15 protein-coding genes and 1 pseudogene are annotated in these 20,350 nt (G+C 61.1%); 8 read left to right on the forward strand and 8 right to left on the reverse strand.

Translation table 11 applies throughout. The features are described 5' to 3' along the window. Nucleotides 1-56: 56 nt before the first annotated feature. Both ACZXDY_RS20955 and ACZXDY_RS20960 read left to right on the forward strand, forming a co-directional pair. Nucleotides 57-647: a QcrA and Rieske domain-containing protein gene (locus ACZXDY_RS20955; protein WP_464346796.1), complete on the forward strand. Its 591-nt coding sequence runs from the start codon at nt 57-59 to the stop codon at nt 645-647. 89 nt (nt 648-736) lie between these two features. After that, a complete protein-coding gene (locus ACZXDY_RS20960; protein ID WP_028167104.1) occupies nt 737-2,464 on the forward strand; it encodes a methanol/ethanol family PQQ-dependent dehydrogenase in 1,728 nt (575 codons plus the stop codon). Between the two features lie 185 nt (nt 2,465-2,649). Here ACZXDY_RS20960 and ACZXDY_RS20965 read toward each other — a convergent pair whose 3' ends face one another. Genes ACZXDY_RS20965 through ACZXDY_RS20975 form a run of 3 tightly spaced genes read right to left on the reverse strand, consistent with a single transcriptional unit; the run spans nt 2,650 to nt 5,738 of the window. Next, entirely contained in the window at nt 2,650-2,910 is a 261-nt protein-coding gene (locus tag ACZXDY_RS20965; protein WP_456645151.1) for a hypothetical protein, read from the reverse strand. A 55-nt stretch (nt 2,911-2,965) separates the two neighbouring features. Beyond that, a complete protein-coding gene (locus ACZXDY_RS20970; RefSeq protein WP_028167102.1) occupies nt 2,966-5,284 on the reverse strand; it encodes a xanthine dehydrogenase family protein molybdopterin-binding subunit in 2,319 nt (772 codons plus the stop codon). Nucleotide 5,285: 1 nt separating this feature from the next. Further along, nucleotides 5,286-5,738, reverse strand: a complete 453-nt coding sequence (locus ACZXDY_RS20975; protein ID WP_456645150.1) for a (2Fe-2S)-binding protein — start codon at nt 5,736-5,738, stop codon at nt 5,286-5,288. A 471-nt stretch (nt 5,739-6,209) separates the two neighbouring features. Here ACZXDY_RS20975 and ACZXDY_RS20980 point away from each other — a divergent pair, with 471 nt between their 5' ends. From ACZXDY_RS20980 to ACZXDY_RS21005, 6 genes and pseudogenes are all read left to right on the forward strand, one after another. After that, nucleotides 6,210-6,530, forward strand: a complete 321-nt coding sequence (locus ACZXDY_RS20980; protein WP_456645149.1) for a hypothetical protein — start codon at nt 6,210-6,212, stop codon at nt 6,528-6,530. Nucleotides 6,531-6,648: 118 nt separating this feature from the next. Then, nucleotides 6,649-7,278 carry a C13 family peptidase gene (locus ACZXDY_RS20985; RefSeq protein WP_464346792.1) on the forward strand — a complete coding sequence of 210 codons (630 nt, stop codon included), beginning with the start codon at nt 6,649-6,651 and terminating at the stop codon, nt 7,276-7,278. A gap of 491 nt (nt 7,279-7,769) precedes the next feature. Continuing rightward, entirely contained in the window at nt 7,770-8,684 is a 915-nt protein-coding gene (locus tag ACZXDY_RS20990; protein ID WP_456645147.1) for a c-type cytochrome, read from the forward strand. A gap of 528 nt (nt 8,685-9,212) precedes the next feature. Further along, nucleotides 9,213-11,300, forward strand: coding sequence for a carbon starvation CstA family protein (locus ACZXDY_RS20995; protein ID WP_456645146.1), 2,088 nt, complete (start codon nt 9,213-9,215; stop codon nt 11,298-11,300). A 34-nt stretch (nt 11,301-11,334) separates the two neighbouring features. Next, nucleotides 11,335-11,526: a YbdD/YjiX family protein gene (locus ACZXDY_RS21000; RefSeq protein ID WP_456645209.1), complete on the forward strand. Its 192-nt coding sequence runs from the start codon at nt 11,335-11,337 to the stop codon at nt 11,524-11,526. Between the two features lie 50 nt (nt 11,527-11,576). Next, nucleotides 11,577-11,712 (forward strand): annotated as a pseudogene (locus ACZXDY_RS21005) (helix-turn-helix domain-containing protein); the annotation flags it as partial. A gap of 621 nt (nt 11,713-12,333) precedes the next feature. On the opposite strand, the gene ACZXDY_RS21010 reads toward ACZXDY_RS21005, so the two are convergent. From ACZXDY_RS21010 to ACZXDY_RS21030, 5 genes are all read right to left on the reverse strand, one after another. After that, entirely contained in the window at nt 12,334-13,923 is a 1,590-nt protein-coding gene (locus ACZXDY_RS21010) for an adenylate/guanylate cyclase domain-containing protein (protein WP_464346793.1), read from the reverse strand. Further along, nucleotides 13,910-16,825, reverse strand: coding sequence for a PAS-domain containing protein (locus ACZXDY_RS21015; protein ID WP_456671312.1), 2,916 nt, complete (start codon nt 16,823-16,825; stop codon nt 13,910-13,912). The genes ACZXDY_RS21010 and ACZXDY_RS21015 overlap by 14 nt, the downstream gene beginning before the upstream one ends. A 16-nt stretch (nt 16,826-16,841) precedes the next feature. Continuing rightward, entirely contained in the window at nt 16,842-17,981 is a 1,140-nt protein-coding gene (locus ACZXDY_RS21020) for an FIST signal transduction protein (RefSeq protein WP_456647105.1), read from the reverse strand. Nucleotides 17,982-18,022: 41 nt separating this feature from the next. Further along, on the reverse strand, nt 18,023-18,397 hold the full coding sequence (locus ACZXDY_RS21025) for a response regulator (protein WP_130231145.1): 375 nt from the start codon (nt 18,395-18,397) through the stop codon (nt 18,023-18,025). Between the two features lie 1,406 nt (nt 18,398-19,803). Continuing rightward, nucleotides 19,804-20,350: transposase (locus ACZXDY_RS21030; RefSeq protein WP_464346794.1), on the reverse strand; the 547-nt coding region annotated here is incomplete at its 5' end.

The raw sequence follows: 20,350 nt of genomic DNA on the forward strand, positions 1-20,350 counted from the left end.
GCAGGGAGGTTACGCGCGACTGAAATTCAGGCTCGGTGGCGGAGCTGGAGAAGACAATGCTGTGTCCGAACCAAACGCGACGCTCGCTTCTCTTTACGACGCTCGCGGCCGGAGCGTTCCTGGCGGCGAACAGGTTCGCTGCGGCGCAGGAAGATCAGCCCGGCAGCAGCGACCGGCCGAAGAAAGGGGATCTCCTTGTTGTCTCCGAAGGAGAGCGTGCCGGCGACGTCATCAAGCCCGATGATTTGAAGCTCGGCGACCCTCCGCTGCACGCTTGGCCAAAGGACCCCGAGACTTCGGTAGTCCGCAACGGCTCGCGGCTCAACGAGATTCTGATCATAAGGCTTGATCTCGCTGAATTGGATGAGGAGACCCGATCACGCTCTGCTGAAGGCATCGTCGCCTATTCGGCGATCTGTACTCACGCCGGATGTTCTGTCACCGGTTGGCTGAAGTCCGAGACGGGCGACAAAGACGTTCTTAAATGTTTTTGTCACAACTCCGAATTCGATCCCCGCGAGCGCGCGGAAGTCGTGTTCGGGCCCGCGCCCCGGCGTTTGCCGGCACTGCCGTTGGCGATAGCCGACGGCTCGCTCACCATAACTGCAACCTTCGTTGGAAAGGTAGGTGCTCAACAGCCAGGGTGATGGGGCGCGGTCGCATCCGATTCCCGTGCCCCAGACGATCGCACCACCCACCATAGGGGAGGGAGAGAAGAGCACAGGGAGATGGCGTCATGACCAGAAAGCAATGGCTATTGTCGGGTTGTGTTGCGTTCACAACCCTTATCTCAACCGCTGCTGTCGCCGGTCCGATCGAAAATTACAGTCCGGTGACGCAAGCCCGCCTTGAAAATCCCGAACCCGGCAACTGGATGCTGTATCGGCGGACTTATGATGGGCAGGGCTATAGCCCGCTCCAGCAGATCCACACACAGAACGTGAAGAGCCTGATGCCGGTATGGACTTTCTCCACCGGCGTCATCGAAGGCCATGAGGCCCCGCCGATCGTCAACAACGGCGTGATGTTTGTCACGACGCCGATGGGCCAGGTGATCGCGCTTGATGCCAAGAGCGGCGAAGAATATTGGCGCTACAAGCGGTCACTTCCGGAAGATTTGTTCCAATTGCATCCGACCAACCGCGGCGTCGGCCTGTGGCAGGACAAGCTCTATCTCGCCACGACGGACGATCACCTGGTCGCGCTTGATGCGAAGACCGGCAAGGTGGTCTGGGACACCAAGGTCCAGGACTATAAGAAGGGGCAGTATTTGACCCTCATGCCGCTGGTTGTCGACGGCAAGGTCATCGTCGGCGGATCCGGCGGTGAATTCGGCGTCCGCGGCTATATCGCCGCCTACGACGCCAATAGCGGCAAGGAGCTGTGGCGGACCTTCACTATCCCCGGCCCCGGCGAACCCAGCCATGATACTTGGACGGGCGACGATTGGAAGACCGGCGGTGGATCGGCCTGGATGACCGGCAACTACGACAAGGACACCAAGACCATTTATTGGGGTGTTGGTAATGCTGCGCCGTGGCCCGGGGACGCTCATCCCGGTGACAATCTCTATACGACCTCCGTGCTCGGCCTCGATCCTGAGACCGGCAAGATCAAGGCACATTTCCAGTACCATCAGAACGATTCCTGGGACTGGGACGAGGTCGAGGCGCCGATGCTGGTCGACCTGCAAAGGGATGGCCGATCTGTCAAGAGTCTGATCCATCCGGGACGCAACGCGATCTTCTGGATCCTGGAGCGCAAGCCGGACAAGATCAGCTACGTAGCCGGCTGGCCCTATGTTTACACCGATGTCTGGAAAGGCATTGAGCCCGAGAGCGGCAAGCCGATTGTCGACCCCGCGCACAAGCCGGTGGTTGGCAAGCGGGTCGAGTTCTGCCCGTCACTGTGGGGCGGCAAGGACTGGCCGTCGGCGGCCTACAGCCAGAAAACGAAATATGTCTATGTGCCGGCCATGGAGAACACCTGCGGCGGCTTCTCCGGCGAGAAGGTGGCGCTGGTTCCAGGCCAGCTCTGGCTTGGCACCAAGCCGGAGGACATCGGTCTGACGATCCGTCCCGGCGGCAAACACATCGGCGAATTGCAGGCCTGGGACCCGGCCACCGGCAAGAAGGTCTGGTCGCACACCTTCCCGAAGTCGCAATTGTTCGGTTCGGTGCTGGCGACCGCGGGCGATCTGGTCTTTGTCGGCGGCACCAACGATCGCTACTTCCGCGCCTTCGACGCCAAGGGCGGCGAACTGTTGTGGGAGCAGAAGACCAATTCCGGCATCATGGGCATGCCGGTCTCCTATGAGGTGGACGGCACGCAATATATTGCGATCCAGTCCGGCTGGGGCGTCGATGCACAGCGCATCCAGGATGCCTTGGCCACCCAGAATGTCGGCGTGGAGAACAATGTGCCCCAGGGCGGCGTCGTCTGGGTGTTTGCGGTCAAGAAATAGCCGCACGCGGAACGGCTGCAAAAAAGCGGCGGACCGAAAGGTCCGCCGCTTCCGTTTCAGCGCGATGACTTTCTTCGAATCGTCATCCTCTCTCATCGGCTTCCACGTTGCCGGATAAAGCCCTCAAGCGTTTCGAGCGAGGTGGAACCGAGCTGCACGCGAGAAGGTCAAACGTCACGGCCAAACTACTTGCCCATCCGTTCGACCTTGCCTTTCTCCTTCACGTTCATGTCCTTCACCGTCGGATCGCGGCTGCCTTCGCCAGTGGTTTGGGTTCGCGTGGCTTTCGGCGCATTGCTTGGTACAGAGCTCTGATCCTTCGGCGTCTTTGCCGGCCGTGTAGCAGTGGCCGGCGGCGGGTTAGTTTGAGCGCTCGTAGCTTGCGCGCTCAAAAGAAAGGCGCCCGACAGTAGCGACACCGCGAGCGCCGCCAAGATCTGTTTCATCGGTCCGTCTCCTGTCCAGACCAATGAAACGGTTGGTGCGAAGTTACGTTCCACCTCACGCCTCCAGTTGCTTGCCGATCGGCATCGCGCGGATGCGCTTGCCGGTGGCGGCGAAGATCGCATTGATCAGGGCCGGCGCGAACGGCGGCACGCCGGGTTCGCCGACGCCGCTCGGCGGCGTATCGGGGCTCGCGGGCGGCACGATGTAGACGTTGGTGACCGCAGGCGATTCGTCGATCCGGATCACCGGGAAGTCGTCGTAATTCCCCTGCTGCACTCTGCCGTTCGTGAAGGTGATCTCGCCATGTTTGGCGAGGCTCATCCCCATGATCGCCGCGCCCTCGATCTGTGATTGGATGCGCTCGGGATTGACGTAGGCGCCGCAGTCGATCGCGGTATCGACCCGTGGCACCGTCAACTTGCCCTTGTCGTCGACGGCAACCTCAACGATGGTCGCGATATAGCTGACGAAGCTGCGGTGCGCCGCAATACCAAGGCCGTGGCCCTTGGGCACCTGCCGTCCCCAACCTCCCTTGTCGGCGACCAGCTCGACCACCTTGCGCAGCCGTCCGGTGTCGATCGGATAGCTGTCATAGGGCTCGCCATAGTTCCATAAATCCTTCACCGAGGCGAGGTTGAGGATCCGCGGCGCACCGATCAGCTCCAGCAGCATGTCCTTCGGGTCGCGGTTGGTCGCCTGCGCGATCTCGGCGACCATCGACTGCACCGCGAAGGCGCGCGGGATGTTGGACACCGAACGGAACCAGCCGATGCGGGTGTGCGCGGCCGCTTCCGGGTTCTCGCACTGGATGTTGGCGATCTCGAAGGGCATGTCGACCAGCCCCATGCCGAGCTCGAACGGTGCCTGGTGCACCGTGCCGGCCGCAAAGGTCGAGGCGATGCTTGGCGCGACGCTGCGATGCCGCCAGGCGATCACCTTGCCGCTCTTGTCGAGGCCCGCCTCGATGCGCTCGACGGAGACGGTGTGCAGGAAGCCGTTGCGGATATCGTCCTCCCGCGTCCACTGCACCTTGACCGGCGCGCCGAGCTCCTTCGACAGCAGCGCGGCTTCGAGCGCGAAGTCGCATTTCGACTTGCGCCCGAACCCGCCGCCGAGCAGCGTGACGTTGACGGTCACGTTCTCCTCGGGGATACCGAGCGTCTTGGCGACGTCCTCGCGCGTGCCGCCCGGGCTTTGCACGGGAGCCCAGACCTCCACCTTGTCGCCCTTGACGTCGGCGACCGCGACCGGCGTCTCCATAGCGACATGGGCAAGGTGGGGCAAATAGTACTCGCCCACGATCACCTTGTCGGCGCCTTTCAGCGCGGCTTCGGCGTCACCTTCCTTGCGCACGACGAGGCCGGGCTTGCGCGCCGCGTCCTCGAGCTCGGCCCGATAGGCAACCGAGTCATATTTGGCGTTGGCGCCGTCCTCCCAGGTGACCTTCAGCGCGTCGCGGCCCTTGATCGCCGCGCCGGTGTTGCGGGCAATCACGGCGATCCCGCCGAGCGGCTGGAATTTCGAGGGCCATGGCCAGCCCTTGACTTCCATCACCTTCTCGACGCCGGAAACCTTCATCGCCTCCGCGCCGTCGAACGACGCCACGTTGCCGCCAGTCACCGGCGGGCGGGCGATCACGGCATATTTCATGCCGGGCAACCGCACGTCGGCGCCGTATTCGGCCCTTCCCGTCGTGATGTCGTGAAGATCGACGATGCTGATCTCGCCCTTGCCCAGGTAACGAAAGTCCTTGGGATCCTTGAGCTTCAGGCCTTCAACGCTCGGCACCGACTCCTTGGCTGCATCGGCGGCCAATTCGCCAAAGCCGAGCTTGCGTCTGCTCGCGCTGTGGACGACTTCGTGATTGACGGCCTTCACCTCGGCTGCCGGCACGCCCCAACGTTTTGCGGCGGCCTGCTCAAGCATGGTGCGGGCCGAGGCGCCGATCTGGCGCATCGGAATCAGATGATGCCGCGTGCTACGCGAGCCGTCGGTATCCTGGTTGCCGAACTTGACCTCGTCGCCATGCGCCTGCTGGACGCGAACGCGCTTCCAGTCGGCCTCCAGTTCTTCAGCGACGATCAGGGGCAGGCTGGTGCGCACGCCGGTTCCCATCTCGGAGCGGTGCGCAACGATGGTGACCATTCCATCCGGCGCGATCGAGACGAACACGCGCGGGTCGACCACGACGCCGTGCGGCATCTTCCCCGCGCCGGTCTCGTAGGCGAAGCTCGGCCGCATCATCACGGGTGCGGCGAGCACGAAGCCGCCGGCGAGGCCGAGGCCCTTGAGGATGCTGCGCCGCGAAACGTTCTCGACCTTGATGTGCTTCTCGAAGCCGCGAAGCTTGCTGGGATTGGTGAGGATATTCATGTCACACCCCCGTCGAAGCGAGATGGACCGCGTTTTCGATCCGCTGGTAGCAGCCGCAGCGGCAGATATTCCCGGACAGGGCTTCGCGGATCTGGTCGTGCGACGGCTTTGGATTATCCATCAACAACGCCGCCGCCTGCATGATCTGGCCGGTCTGGCAAAAGCCGCATTGCGGCACGTTGAGCTGCCGCCAAGCCTTCTGCACCGGGTGGTCGCCGGTCGGATGCAGGCCCTCGATGGTGGTGACCTCGCGGCCGCCGACATCGGACACGGAGGTGATGCAGGCGCGCACCGCCTGCTTGTCGACGATAACGGTGCATGAGCCGCACAGCGCCTGGCCGCAGCCGAACTTGGTGCCGGTGAGTCCCACTTCATCACGGATGAACCAGAGTAGCGGAAGATCGGGATCGCCATCCCAATTCTGTTCCTGGCCATTAATCTTCACCTTGATCATGATCGTCTCTCCCTCTTCCTACAGGAGCCGTCATGAGCGTGTCTTCGAGGTGAGCAAGAGAATCTTTCCTAGGAGATCCCTTGCACGGTCTCAGGCAAAACTGACCTCGCTGAGAAACCGCAGACTGCACCGTAGGATCTGATTGATTGTCTGTGTCAGGCCCATCCTCCTGTTTTAATTTCGCTTGGTTCAAGGTATGGACGACTGGAAGACTAGCACAAAGCGCGGCCGAATAGGATTCACAACGCCCTGTTTGCCTTCGTATTTTAGCGAGGGCTGCCTGCTCGAACGGCGTGCTTTTGGTCAAGGGCCCTTACGCTGTAGCCCTTACGAGACGAGATTTTTTCGAAGCGCTGTATGCGGCTATAAAGATCGACGTGCTCTATTGGAACGCTCTTGAGGGAGATGATGCCGACGTCGAGGCGCCTCACTGCTGCATATTTGGAGCTGGAGTCTAATCAGGAGGTCACGATGAAGATTGACAGCACCACATTTGGCGCGATTACGATTGACGGAACGACGTATCAGCACGACGTGGTCGTTCGTCTTTCCGGCAAAGTTGTGAAGCGGAAAAAGAAGCTTTCTCTTCGAGAAAGGGTGCGACCAAGTCGTCATTGGTTCCGGTCAGATGGGCAACGTGCACCTGTCACCGGAAGCCGAAGCCTATTTCGAAAGGAAGGGCTGCGAGGTGCTGTTGAGGCCGACACCCGAGGCGATCCGGATGTTCAACCGCTCGCACGCCAGGAGGATCGGGCTCTTTCACGTGACCTGTTGAACGAAATGGCCTGGTGAAGCTGTGCATCCACGTTGGATCGGCCGGTTCGGCGCGCCGCTCATCGCCTTTGTTTTGACCATTGCGCCGTCGTTTTCGCCGGCGCGCGCCGTTGAGGATGCTCGCAGGGTAAGCGTCGTGTCCTTCGGCCTTTTCGGCGATCAGGGCGTGTTTAGAAACGAGGCAATCGGTGCAGCACGGGTCGTAGCGGGCCGTTTCGGGAGCGGCCCGGTCAACGTGCAATACAATTGGAAGATAGGCGGAGGTGCAACGATTGAAGGCCTCGCTAGGTCCTTGCAGGTGGCGGCCAATGGAATGGACGCCGAGAACGATGTTCTGTTCTTGATTCTCACCTCGCACGGCTCCCCCGACGGGCTTGCAGTCAAAGCGGGGCGGCTTACGCAAACGCTCACGCCGTCCAATCTCGCCGGCATGCTGGCGCGGACCGGTATGCGATACAAGGTGGTGGTCATCTCGGCCTGCTATTCCGGGGTCTTTATCCCTCGTCTCGCGAACCCCGATACGTTGGTCATCACCGCGGCCGATGCCGACCATCCATCGTTCGGCTGCCGGGACAAAGCCAAGTGGACCTATTTCGGCAACGCCTTTTTCAATGTCGCAGTCCGGCAAGCGAAACGCCTGAAGGACGCCTTTGTTGTGGCGCGCTCGCTCGTCAAAAGGCGAGAACTGCGCGAGCACTTCGAGCCGTCGAATCCCCTCATGGCAGGCGGCGAAAACGTCCAGCCGTTGCTCATTGCGCGTCCTTGAGCGACCGGCCGCCTGGGCAGCCGACACCGGGCTGCCGGAAACCTCGTCCGTATGACTCTCTCGTCCGTATGATCTAATGACCGAAACGTGCCGCATGTCCGCCAATGGCCCCTTTGAGACATGCCGACGGGCGCTGAGAATGTCCGTTGATCGGGGCGGACCGGAAGTGGCTCGAATGACCCAGCCCAGACATGTAGTAAACGTACCGACTTCCGCGTCATGAATGACCTGGTCGCGTCGGACCCGGCGGGGCTTCAGAGCAACACCGAGATCAAACGTCGGGCTGAATGGCTTTGGCGGGGCACACGCGGCGGCCAGGCTTTGCTCGGACGGCTTCAGTTATTTCGAGTACCTTGACATTCGCGGGCACTTGCCCGGAGTTCATGGGTGCGGCAAGCTCCCCATAGCTGCCGGCTCGGACAGTCGGGGAACTGAAAATGAGGATTGTTCCCGCGCTGCTCTCGTCTGTGATCGTTTGTGGCTTGCTCGCGATGCGGATTGCGACCGCCGCAGACGGTCCCCCCGCTTGGGCCTATACGCCGAACAATCCCGACTACAAGCCTCCCGTCGATGACGGAAAGCCAGTTCGCGTACCAGACAGCACGGCCGGCTATACCTGGAGCCAGTTGCGTGATCGTTTCATTGCGCCGGTTTGGCACCCCAGCGACCACGGCGCGCTGCCGGACATCGTCGCGAACGGCCGCAAACCCGGTGTGTTCGCATGCGGATATTGTCACCGCGCCACAGGGCCAGGTGGTCCGGAAAACGCGGACCTTGCAGGGCTGCCGAAGAGCTACATCATCCAGCAGATGGCCGACTATAAGAGCGGGGCACGCGGTACAACTCTCCCCGGGCGAATTCCGCCAAAGCTAATGATCGAGCTTTCTAAGCCGATCACCGACGCCGAAATCGAAGCCGCGGCAGCCTACTTTTCGGCCTTGCAACCGCGCAAACGCATCAAGGTGGTCGAGAGCGACACCGCGCCAAAGACCTATGTGGCGGGTCTGCTTTGGGCTGCGGTGGAAACCAGCGAGCGCGAGCCGATCGGAGCGCGAATCGTGGAGGTCCCCGACGATTTGCTCCGCTTCGAAAGCCGCGACCCTCGATCGACCTTCACAGCGTATGCACCAATCGGGAGCCTCGCCAAAGGCGAGGCGCTAGTCATGAAAGGTGGGTCGGGCAAAACGATCCAATGCACTTTGTGCCATGGCGCGGACCTGAAAGGGCTTGGACCGCTGCCAAGCATTGCTGGTCGTTCACCGAGCTACATGTTCCGGCAGCTCTATGACTTCCAGCACGGCGCCCGAACGGGAGAATGGAGCCCGTTAATGGCCCAAGTTGTCGCCGATCTTGACGAGCAGGATCTTCTCGCGATTGTAGCGTACCTCGCATCTCGCGATCCGTGAGCGGGCACGATACCGCGCCACGCCATCACCGGGACAAGGTCATGCTCCGGAGCGTGGGGCCCAACTCCTGAATGTGCTTTGAGTAGGCATCGGAGGCGCCGGCCGTAGGCGAGCCTGAATAGTCTGGCGGCTCGTGTCGCATCGCTCTCTTCATAGAAGGGCATATGAGGTCCGGTTCTGACCCTGAACGGACCAAGTTGCTGTACTCCAACACCTGATGAAAACCAGCACGCGAAACGGTTATGGATCGCTGTCACTGGGCCAGCCCCCTGATGAGGTGCCCATCATCCATTGGCCCAGCCACGACACTTTCTTCGCACGATCCTAATCACTTCCCAGCGAACAAACAGAGTCCTAGAATTATACCGTCAGGCGGAACTATAGTGGGCTCTGAGCTTAGCGAAATACCCAGTCCCGACCTGGTGTACGGAAAGGAAGGATCCCAGCCAATACACCCTTGCCTCGATCTAGGTCCCCGCCAGGGTGAATTTTGTTTGGTTGGGCTTCCTGCAGTGCGGGAGGACATCCATGAGTATCATCAACAATTCAAGTGCGCGCCAGTCGAAGCTCTTATGGATCGCGGTCGCTCTTCTGGGTGCCGCGGCATTCGCGATCGTGGCGCTCAACCGAGGTGAAACTGTCAATGCAGCGTGGCTGGTCGTCGCCGCGATTTGCATCTATTTCATCGCCTACCGGTTTTATGGGTTGTTCGTCGCCGACCGGGCGCTCGGGGTCGATGGCACACGACTAACGCCTGCCGTTCGCCATAATGACGGTCTCGATTACGTTCCGACCAATCGGTACGTGCTCTATGGCCATCATTTCGCGGCGATCGCCGGCGCGGGTCCACTGGTTGGTCCAGTGCTTGCCGCGCAAATGGGCTATCTGCCGGGTACGCTCTGGATTCTCGCTGGCGCGGTGTTCGGCGGTGCGATCCAGGACATGACTGTTCTGTTTCTATCGACGCGGCGCGATGGTCGCTCGCTCGGCGACATCGTGCGTGCCGAGATGGGAGCGGTGGCTGGCACGATCGCAGGGGTAGGCATTCTCCTGATCTGCGTCATTGTACTTGCGGTCCTCGCTCTCGTTGTCGTCAAGGCATTGATCGGCAGTCCGTGGGGAACTTTCGCGGTGTTCTGCTCGATTCCGATCGCGCTACTAATGGGTGTCTATAGCCGCTTTATCCGCCCGGGCAGAGTCGGCGAAATGTCACTGCTCGGCTGCGTGCTGCTTCTCGCTGCGCTGATCTATGGTAAGACCGTGTCCGAGACGCCTGAGCTCGCGGTGTACTTCGATCTACATGGCGAGACGCTGGCGCTGATCATCATCGGATACGGCTTCGTCGCATCCGTGCTGCCGGTTTGGCTGCTTCTGGCTCCGCGCGATTACCTTTCGACATTCCTCAAGATCGGCACAATCGCGCTCTTGGCCATCGGCATCATCATCGTTCGTCCCAATCTCCAGATGCCTGCTGTCACCAAATTCATTGACGGCAGCGGACCAGTTTGGGCCGGCGGCTTATTCCCCTTCCTGTTCATTACAATCGCCTGCGGCGCCGTTTCCGGATGGCATGCTCTCATTGCGTCAGGGACGACGCCGAAGATGATCGAGAACGAAAGGCAGATTGCCTTCATCGGCTACGGCGGAATGTTGATGGAATCGTTCGTCGCGATCATGGCGGTGATCGGCGCGAGCATCATCCATCCCGGCGTCTATTTCGCGATGAACAGCTCTGCAGGACTGATCGGCACCACGGCTGAGCAAGCCGCGCAAGTGATCTCGGCTTGGGGGTTCGTGGTGACCCCGGACGAGATTACTCAAATGGCCAAGGACGTCGGAGAGACGTCGATCATGTCACGCACCGGCGGCGCACCAACGCTCGCCGTCGGCATGGCCCATATTCTGTCGTCGTTCCTTGGTGGCCGTACCTTAATGGGCATCTGGTACCACTTCGCGATCCTCTTCGAGGCCCTGTTCATACTCACCACGGTTGACGCTGGAACGCGCGTGCTCCGGTTCATGATTCAGGATCTCATCGGCAACGCTGTCCCAGCGTTCAAGGAGACTGCGTCCTGGACCAACAACCTGATCGGTTCGGCGCTTTCGTGCGCGCTGTGGGGCTACTTTCTTTACGTCGGCGTGATCGACCCATTGGGTGGTATCTGGACGCTATGGCCTCTGTTCGGCACCGCCAACCAAATGCTGGCGGCAATCGCGTTGACGGTGTGCACCGTCGTCCTGTTCAAGATGAAGCGCGAGCGGTTCGCTTGGGTGACGATTGTGCCCGCCACGTGGCTCGTGGCCTGCACGACGACCGCGGGGCTCGAGAAGGTGTTCAGCCCCGATCCGAACGTGGGGTTCGTCAGCCACGCGCTCAAATATAGCGATGCGATCGCAGCAGGTCAGTTGTTGGCACCGGCAAAAACGCTTGGCGAGATGAGTCGGATCGTCTTCAACGACTACGTCGATGCATCGCTCGCAGCTTTGTTCGTGCTGGTGGTCGTTGCGACAGTGATCTACGGCCTGATCAATATCTGGCGAGCACTGGGCAATCCGCAGCCGACCGCAATGGAAATAGAGTTCGCCGGGGTAGCCGCGGGAGGTAGCCATGCCTGACCTGCAGAATTTGTTCGACCAGTCCGCCAGCGCGATGCGAACCGCCGGTTATTGGAGCACGCGTACTGCGCGTCTTATGATCGGCGTTCCCGATTACGAAACATACGTTGCGCACCGGCGAGTGAAGCATCCCGACCAGCCGATCATGACGTATGTGGAATTCTTTCGCGAACGCCAGCAAGCGCGCTATGCCGTCGGGAAAGGTCGCTTTAGAGGTTGCTGCTGAAAGCCGATAATACTTCTGCACCTGACCGCCATCCGATGTGCGGGCGAGTGCTTGTCGAAGACGGTGCCAAGGTTGTCTCCGTCGCAGCGGCTGTCGGCTTCGAATCAGAAGCTGCGTTCAGTCGCGCTTTCAAGAACGTGCGTTGGCCTTTCTCCAGACGAATGGCGCCGACGACGAGGAGATTGAGAGATGGGGAGCGTTCCGATCATCGCCAACTTGTTCCGCAATTGGCCCTGAACCGAAGCGAACCGGGTTGCACGTCTGCTGTCGTGAGAAGATCTTTTAATTAGATAGTTGTCCACGTCGCTTTTGCGTCATCGCCTCTGATAGATAACCCGAAGCTCCCCCGCGGCGCATCCCGGCGCATTTTCTGATGGTCCCACCGTTAGTTTGCTGAGGAGAACTTAACCCTGCATAGGTTGAGCTCTCGGATCCTAACCAGCGCATATACAGCTAAGCGAGAGTGCTCGGAGCGGGCAGGCAGGACGCTTCCGACTCTCGCACCTTTGAGACGTGCCGGCAGGCACCAAAATGTCTGTTATCAGGGATCGACCAGAAGTATCTGGCGCACGGTCGGAATGACGCAATTGACCGATCTCGGAAGTCATCCGCCCGTCCGAGGGGGAAAAAGCTTCAATGACCCTTCCAATTGAGCCACCACGCGGACATGACGGGCAGTCGTTGGCGTGGTGATGGGACACCTAACTTCCTAAACGAGGAGGGCTGGGCGGCGCGTCGTCGGTCGGCACAAGCTTCGATCGCCGTTCGCGCGCCCGAGCGGCATCAGACGCGCCCGCGGGTGCGCGCCTAGATCCGGCTCAAGAAAAACGCCTCCAGTTTGCCTTTGCCCTTCACGTCAATGCTGCCGCGTGGCTCCAGCGCGAAGGGACCGACGAGGTGGCGGGCGATATCCTGGGACACATGGATTCGATTGGGCAGAGAATAGGCCTCGAGCCGGCTGGCGACATTTACAGTATCGCCCCACACGTCGTAGATGAAGCGGTGCGTGCCGATGATGCCGGCGACCACCGGACCGGAATGTATGCCGATCCGGATTTGCAAGGGCCAACCGAAATGGCCGTTGACGCGGCCTAGCCGATCGATCATGCCGAGCGCCATTTTCGCGATCGCTGCGAACGCATCGGGGTTCGGATCGGGCAAGCCGGCCACGGCCATGTAGGCATCGCCGATGGTCTTGATCTTCTCGACGCCGAGCTCGTGGGCAAGCGCGTCGAATTCCGAGAACAGCCGGTTCAAATACTCGACCGTCGCTCCAGGCGTGACCCGTGCCGAGTGCTCGGTGAAGCCCACCAGGTCGGCGAACAGAACGCTCACGCCCTCGAAGCGGTCGGCGATCATGGCTTCGCCTTGGTTCAGGCGGCCAATCACCTGTCTTGGCAGGATGGTCAACAGCAGCCGCTCGAACCTGGCGGTCTCGTCCTCGATGCGGCGAAGATACCTCTGCTCGCGGTCACGCCAGCGCTTCTTGTGTAAGCACGCGTTGATGCGCGCGCGCAGCAGGGTCGGATCGAACGGTTTCGGGAGATAATCCTCTGCGCCGGCCTCGATGCAGCGGACGGCGCTCTCTGTGTCCGCCAGGGCCGTAATCATGATAACCGGAATGCGACGTAGCCGCTCATCCGCCTTCATGCGCACGAGCACGTCAAGTCCGTTGATGTCGGGCATGATCAGGTCGAGCAGGACGAGATCGAACTCATCGTGCTCGAGCGCCTGCAGGGCCTGCTGACCCCCGGCTACGGAAGCGACGCGATGACCATCGCGGGCCAGTCGGCGCGACAGGAGATCGCGGTTGGCTTCGATATCGTCGACGACGAGAATGGAGCCGGTTTCGGTGACGGCAGACGGCTCTTGCCGGACTGGCCCCAGGCTGCGAATCAGTTCGCTTACCATTGCCGCGCCGGTCTGGTCGCAGGCTAGGTTCGTCTCACCGAGATCGGCCGAAAATCGCACGATGCGATCGAGACGTGGCAGCAGGTCGGTGGCCGCCAGCAGCACTCGGTCGAGGTCTGACCGCAGCGCGCCGCTCGAGATATCGGCTAGATCCTCGCTGAGCATCTCGGCATAGCCTTTGATCGCGTTCAAGGGTGTGCGCAGCTCATGGCGTAGCTGCTGCTCCTGGGGGGCGGCCGCCGGGTCGGTCGCGTCGTTCTCGCGATCGCCCTCGACCAGCTGGTCGACCTTGTCGGCGAGATCCCGGGCGGCACGGAGGACACGGTTGACATCGGGCAGGATATCCTGACGCCCTTCCCGCGACGCCTCTTCGTGCATGATCTCTGCATAGCCGAGCAGGGCGTTGACCGGGGACAGCAGTTCCTGGCGAAGGTTAGCTAGCCGAATACGTGAGGCGCGCGCGCGGTCGGTGTCAATGATGCTCATGGTCGCTCCGGATCCGCGCGTGGGCATGCCGGGGGACCAGCTCGTCGAGCGCCGCCAGCACGGCCTTGCCGCTGTATTCGCCTTTGTGCACCAAATGCTGTACCTGGCCGTTGAGACGCGCGAGATCCTCGGCCGTCAGGGCCTTCGCGGTGACGACGATGACCGGGATGCGTCGCCAGCGGGATTCGGCGCGCAGCCGCGCGACGAACTCGAACCCGTCCATCTCGGGCATCATCAGGTCGAGCAGAATTGCGTCCGGTGAGGCCTCGTTCAAGCGTTCGAGGCCAACCCGACCATTCTCCGCTTGTGTGACCGTGCACTCGATCTCCCGCAAGGCGCGCGCCATCAGCTCGCTGGTCGGAGCGTCGTCCTCGACGATCAGCACGTGCCGTGGCTCGCCCCGCGGGCAGCACTTTTCCACCGCACGGACCAGTTGGTCGCGATTGATCGGCTTGATCAGGTAATCGGCGGCGCCGAGCGAGAAGCCGATGCTCTGGTTGTCGACGATCGTGACCATGATCACGGGAATTTCGGCGAGTGCCGCATCTTCCTTCATGGCACTGAGCACGGCCCAGCCATCCATCTGCGGCATCAGAACGTCGAGCGTGACCACGTCGGGTTTCAGCGTGCGGGCAAGCTGCATCGCCTCCTCGCCATTGGCAGCCATGCGAACGGCGTAGCCACAGCGCTGCAGGTGTCGACGCAGCAGCTCCCGCGCGTTGGGATCATCGTCAACCACGAGAACGATGGGCGCATGCTCGGGCTCCGCGACCTGCAGATCCAGAGAACGCTTCTCTACCGCCCCGGTCGCAGCGTCCGGAGCGGCGTGTGTCACCGCCGGCAGACGAACCACAAAGGTCGTCCCCTTGCCGGCTTCGCTGGTCAGCGTCACATCGCCGCCCAGCAGCCGGCAGAAGCTCCTGGTGATGGCGAGGCCGAGCCCGGTGCCGCCATAGGCGCGGTTCGTCGATTCATCGGCCTGAGTGAAGGCCTCGAACACCTTGGCCTGCTGATCCGGCGTCATGCCGATACCGGTGTCGCGCACCTGGAACTCGATCCCGTCGCCGGCCTCGTTCGTATCGCGGAGCGCGGCCAGGGTGATCGTCCCGTTCCGCGTGAATTTGCAGGCATTGCTGAGAAGATTGAACAAGATCTGCCGCACCTTGGTCAGATCGCTGTGGATCGCGCCGACCTCGTCGGCGCAGTTCACCACGAGGACGTTGCCAGTCTTCTTGGCCAGCGCGGTGACGGTCGCCGCCACACTATCGATCATGGGCCGCAGCTCGAACGTCTCGAGATAGAGCGTCATCTTGCCGGCCTCGATCTTGGAAAGATCGAGGACGTTGTCGATCAGGCCGAGCAGATGCTTGCCGGCATCCTGGATCTTGCGCAGGTCCGCCATCTCCGATTCGCGCCCGGAACTCTGGGCGTCCTCAAACAGGATCTCGCTGTAACCGATGATCGCGTTCAAGGGCGTGCGCAGCTCATGGCTCATGCTGGCGACGAAATCCGACTTCGCGCGGGTCGCCTGCTCGCTCGCCCAGATCGCCTTGTGCAACTCGCCTTCCATGCGCTTGCGGTCGCTGATGTCGGCGAGGCCGTTGATCATCGCCGGGCGCCCCTCGAACTGGACGCGCTGCGACGCTATGAGCGCCCAGAACTCCTCGCCTCCAGCCCGCTTGAACAGCATCTCCATGCCCTCCACATGGCCCTGCTCGGTGAGTGCGCCGATGAAGCGCTCGCGATACTGCGGGTCTGCGTAGAGAGTCTTCGCTTGCACGCCCAGGGCGGGCGAACTTTCGAGCTCGAACATTTCGCTGAAGCGTTGATTGGCATACCGGATGATCCCGTCATCGAAGGTGACGATCGCCACCGCCATCGGCGCGGCCTCGGCAATGATGCGCAGCCGCTGCTCGCTCTCCTGGATCGCCTGCTCCGCCTGCTTCACGTCGGTGATGTCGGTGTAGGTCGCGACCGTGCCGCCGTCATCGGTCTTGCGCTCGTTGATCTGGATCCAGCGCCCGTTTGAGCGGCGTTGCACATGCGGGCCCTGGGGATCGCGATGCCGGGCCAGACGTTCCGCGACCCAGGCCTCGACGTGTCCCTCGGCGTCGCGGATCTCGCCGCTCGCGGCCGCATTGCGGAGGATCGTTTCGAACGATACGCCCTGATTCACGACATCGATGCTGCCGGTGCCGTGCATGTCCCGGTACCGCCGGTTGTATGTCACCAGCTTGTCGTCGGCATCGTAGAGCGAGAAACCCTCCGAGATGCTCTCGATCGCGTCGGCCAGCCGGCGCTGGGCCTCCGTTGCCGTGTCGCGCGCAACTGCCAACTCCTCCTCTCGCCGTTTGAGTTCGGTCACGTCCGTGAACACGGCAACGGTACCACCATCCTGTGTTTTGCGCTCACTGATCTGGATCCAGCGACCGTCCCACTGGTGCTGTAGAAACGGCCCACTGGGGTTGCGATGCCGGGCAAGTCTTTGCTCCACCCATTCTTGAGGTCGTGTAGCTGCATCGGCCACGATCCCGCGCTCGACCACGGTCTCGATCAAATGCTCAAACTCCAGCCCCGGCTGCATGAGGTCGGCCAACCCCGGATAGAGCTCGCGATAGCGTGAGTTGCATAGCACCATGCGATCATCGGATTCGAACAGGAAAAAGCCTTCCGAAATGCTCTCGAGCGCGTCGGTCAGCCGGGTCTGGGCCTGCGTGGCCTTGTCGCGTGCCTCCGACAGCTCTTTCAAGCTCAGCTCGAGTGAGCGCTCCAGTATCGCCCGATCGCCATCGAAATCGGCGTATGCGGCATCGACGGCTGCTACGAAAGCTTGCAGCACAGCCGGTACTGCGTCCTCGATACCGAGGTGCTTTCTGAGCTGGCGTCGTAGCAGCCTGTGCATCGGTGCCCTATGAGGTTCAGTGCTCGGCGAACGTCGTTATGGTCATGGTTTGATTGTGCAGGCGGCACTCGCCACCGTGCACGAAGGGACAGAGCTCGCCGTACGAGTAGAACCCGGAAATCTTCGTATCCGTCCCGAAGACATCCCGGATTGCTTCAATTTCTTCCTCGGTACGCTGCTTCATCACCAGCTTACGACCGACACAGCTCACCAGAATTGCAAGATCTGGTCGCCTGCCGCCCAGCCCACTGAGGCTGGCCTTGGCGGCGGCCGTCGCGCCGTCGACCAGATCGTCAACATGGGTCTTCATCAAGTGCGCCGTTCCGCCCTGTGGGATGTCGCCGGCGAACGTCATTGACTTGTTCTGCTCGTCCACAGCCAGGACGGTCCGGACGACACCCTGGCCGCCCTTTGCTTCGGTAACCAAGATTGGAAAGAGCAGGGCAGAGCTTGGCAACCGGTCGGCGTGTGAGCCCAGGTACGATTTATAGAGATCGAGCGCTGACCGCCTATCCAGCTCGTAGAGGATGTTGCCCTCGGCCCGAGTGATGATGCGCAGCGGCCCGAATGGCTCCCAGCCGCCCATCGATGCGTAGCCAATACGCAAATCGTTGCCATACAGGCCGACCGCTGCCACGCGCTGGGGGCCCGCGCCACCGTCGGCAATCACCCAAGTCTCGGCGAAGTTGGTTCCATCTCCGGAAAGGCCGCCGGTGATCGACACGCCTTCCGAGACGCCGCCCGCGAGACCGCGCGCCAGGTCGGAGCCATTGACGTGTAAGCCATCAGAAAGCACGAACACGTGGCGCAACGAGGCGTCGTTGAGCTGCCGTGCGAGCTCCTTGCCGACGTCATAGCTTGCCTTCGCCTCGCCAATCGCAGCGGAGGCGAACCGGAGCCGCGTATGTTCGAAGTCCGCAAGGGTGGCAATCACCGAGTCGTCGACGACCATGTCGCCGACGATCTCGCCGGAAGTCGAGCAACCGAGCATGGCGGCCCCTTTGAAATGGTCGCGCAACTCGCCCACGGGGGCGCCTGCCTGCATCAGCGATCTCGCGCCAAAAACGAACACGACACTTTGTCGTCCGACTTCACTGGTCGGCAAATTCGGGCGCCACCCCTCACTTTGAGACCATTTGTATTGAGCCGTTTTCATGAGTTACTCCCTCTCATCGCATGTTCAGACCTTGTGGTCGTCTACTGTCCCGCAGCCGCGAGCAGCGTCTCGACCTTACTCAGCAGCCTCTGCAGCTCGATCGGTTTTGTATCGTAGTCGTCACAGCCGGCCTCGAGGGCCTTGTCCCGGTCGGTCGCCATGGCGTGCGCCGTGAGCGCGATGATGGGGATCTTGCGCAGCTCGGGCGTGGCCTTGATCCGGCGCGTCGCCTCCCAACCGTCGATCACCGGCAGGCTCATGTCCATCAAAATGAGATCGGGCCTGTCGCTCGTCGCCATTGCGACGCCGCGCGCTCCGTCCTCGGCAACGATGACCTCGTAGCCGCCGCGCACGAGGCGCCGCGAGAGCATGTCGCGGTTCATCTCGTTGTCTTCGACCAGCAGGATCTTGGGCATCGCACAGCCTCGGGTGTGTTCATCTTTGCCTCCCGAGCGGCTTGAAAGCAGTCTTGCTCTCCTGCCTACCAAGCCCCAATGGCAATTAAAACGATAATGGCCAAGCCAAAAACGGCGGCGATAGTCGCAGGTACGGAATACCATTCCGGTGTAGTCGTCGTTGCCTTCCGAGCGGTGGTTCTCAAAGCTTAGGCCCTCGGCTTCACAAAGACTGTGAAGGGGCTAACACCTTGAAACTAAAATGCATTTACAATCTAGAGGCTGTTGCGCCGCCTCATGCGCGCGGGGCGCGAGAGCGGCCAATGCACGGCGCAAGCTGGTCATGATAGGAAGCCAAAACAAACCTCATCACGACGCGCGCGACTTCCACATCAGCCGAGCACGTACTCAAACGCCTCGCGGATCATTTCGCCCGATGGCACGGGGCACCATTCAGTTGGCGTGGAAGCCAGGCCAGTTCAGCATCTCACCGCGCTCACTTTCACTAGCGCGGGCGAGGATGGTGCCGTCGCATTCAGGGCTTGGACTCATAACCACTCAGAGGTCTGGGTTGGGTTGAGCCGGACAGCGGACATATCGCAGATACGGCAAAATCGATGTCTCACCATCGTCGGGTTTTGATGATTTTGTCCGGCGCCGCGGAGGTGATAACTGCTTTTACCCATAAATTCTTTGGCATCTCCACTGCACTCGGCGCTGTTTCTGCGGTTTTAGTCTTTGGATACGGCACCCTATACACAATTGCCGGGCTACTTCTCCTCACGTTGCGCAGACGGGCTGCCGCGCTCGCTGTCGCGTGCTTGGTAGTTGTACTCGTCGGAAGAGTTGCGTTGGCCGTGTCCAGTGTCGTTCCACTCGATTCATTAGAGCAGATATTCGCCATGGCTGTGGGGACGGGAATCGTTGCCTTCTTTACGGCCTATATCGGTTGGAATTGGCAAGCGTTCAGGTAACAACTTATTCTGCGATGAAGGCATCTTACCGAAAGTGGTCCATGCCCGATTTGTGTAAAGATCTATATAATCGCGGGCGCATTGTTAGATGAGCCTCCGCCCCCATGGCATGAGTTTGCAAAACGTAGGAGACACCACGATTCAATTCGTCGTCGTCGAGAACAATACCAGGCTGTAACTCCAATGAGTCAGACCGCATGCCCGAAAGCAATTGTGGGGCGCTCTCAATAACTGACGGCAGGGACCAAGCCGGGCTCACTTTTCGGGTTGCAGGTAGCGAATCGTTTGCTGAAACGACTGCTGTTGGCCCAGGCTGTGTGAAAATCACGCAACTTGGGGCGCACTGGCGCATTTCGCGGCCGCCGAACTTCTAATTCGGTGGAATCGACCTCTCATCTCGGTGGCAATCGGGAGCTTCATGTAGGCGCTGATTTGGTCGCGCAGAGGCCGGCCTCACGCCCGCATCGCTTCCAGCAATCCACCTACGCCCATGATCGTCATCACGCGCTTCATGTTGTAGGCGAGCACGGTGAGCGCCATCTCAGTGGCCACCTTCGGCAGCTTTTTCGTGAGAAAGTGCGTTGCTCCCATCCAACACTTCATCGTGCCGAACGGATGCTCCGCTGTCTGACGGCGGACCCCCATTGCATTGGGGTTGTGGTCGAGCCTCTCCTGAACTTTCTCCAGAATGGCCTCGTGCTCCCAGCGTGAGATGCGGCGCTCGGGGGCTGTCGTGCACTGAGCTTTTAGCGCGCAGGTTTTGCAGGTGCTTGTCCAATAGCGGCGCAGGGTCTTTCCGTCCTCTACGTTCGTATAGTGATAAGTTAGCCGCTCGCCGGCGGGACAGCGATAAACATCGTCGGCAGCGACATAGACGAAGTCCTGTTTGCCGAAGCGGCCAGCAGCTTTGGCGCCCGAAGTCATCGGCTTCGGCAACGTCACCGTGATGTCGGCTTCCGCGCAGGCCCTGATCTCCTCTCCATCGTAATAGCCGCGGTCT

Source organism: Bradyrhizobium sp. LeoB3 (assembly GCF_055456055.1).

Coding starts and splice junctions, on each gene's coding strand:
- ACZXDY_RS20975 (WP_456645150.1), bottom strand. CDS start 5,738: ATGATCAAGGTGAAGATTAATGGCCAGGAACAGAATTGGGATGGCGAT.
- ACZXDY_RS20995 (WP_456645146.1), top strand. CDS start 9,213: ATGAGTATCATCAACAATTCAAGTGCGCGCCAGTCGAAGCTCTTATGG.
- ACZXDY_RS21025 (WP_130231145.1), bottom strand. CDS start 18,397: ATGCCCAAGATCCTGCTGGTCGAAGACAACGAGATGAACCGCGACATG.
- ACZXDY_RS20965 (WP_456645151.1), bottom strand. CDS start 2,910: ATGAAACAGATCTTGGCGGCGCTCGCGGTGTCGCTACTGTCGGGCGCC.
- ACZXDY_RS20955 (WP_464346796.1), top strand. CDS start 57: ATGCTGTGTCCGAACCAAACGCGACGCTCGCTTCTCTTTACGACGCTC.
- ACZXDY_RS20980 (WP_456645149.1), top strand. CDS start 6,210: ATGAAGATTGACAGCACCACATTTGGCGCGATTACGATTGACGGAACG.
- ACZXDY_RS20970 (WP_028167102.1), bottom strand. CDS start 5,284: ATGAATATCCTCACCAATCCCAGCAAGCTTCGCGGCTTCGAGAAGCAC.
- ACZXDY_RS21015 (WP_456671312.1), bottom strand. CDS start 16,825: ATGCACAGGCTGCTACGACGCCAGCTCAGAAAGCACCTCGGTATCGAG.
- ACZXDY_RS21010 (WP_464346793.1), bottom strand. CDS start 13,923: ATGAGCATCATTGACACCGACCGCGCGCGCGCCTCACGTATTCGGCTA.
- ACZXDY_RS21000 (WP_456645209.1), top strand. CDS start 11,335: ATGCGAACCGCCGGTTATTGGAGCACGCGTACTGCGCGTCTTATGATC.
- ACZXDY_RS20990 (WP_456645147.1), top strand. CDS start 7,770: ATGCGGATTGCGACCGCCGCAGACGGTCCCCCCGCTTGGGCCTATACG.
- ACZXDY_RS20960 (WP_028167104.1), top strand. CDS start 737: ATGACCAGAAAGCAATGGCTATTGTCGGGTTGTGTTGCGTTCACAACC.
- ACZXDY_RS21020 (WP_456647105.1), bottom strand. CDS start 17,981: ATGAAAACGGCTCAATACAAATGGTCTCAAAGTGAGGGGTGGCGCCCG.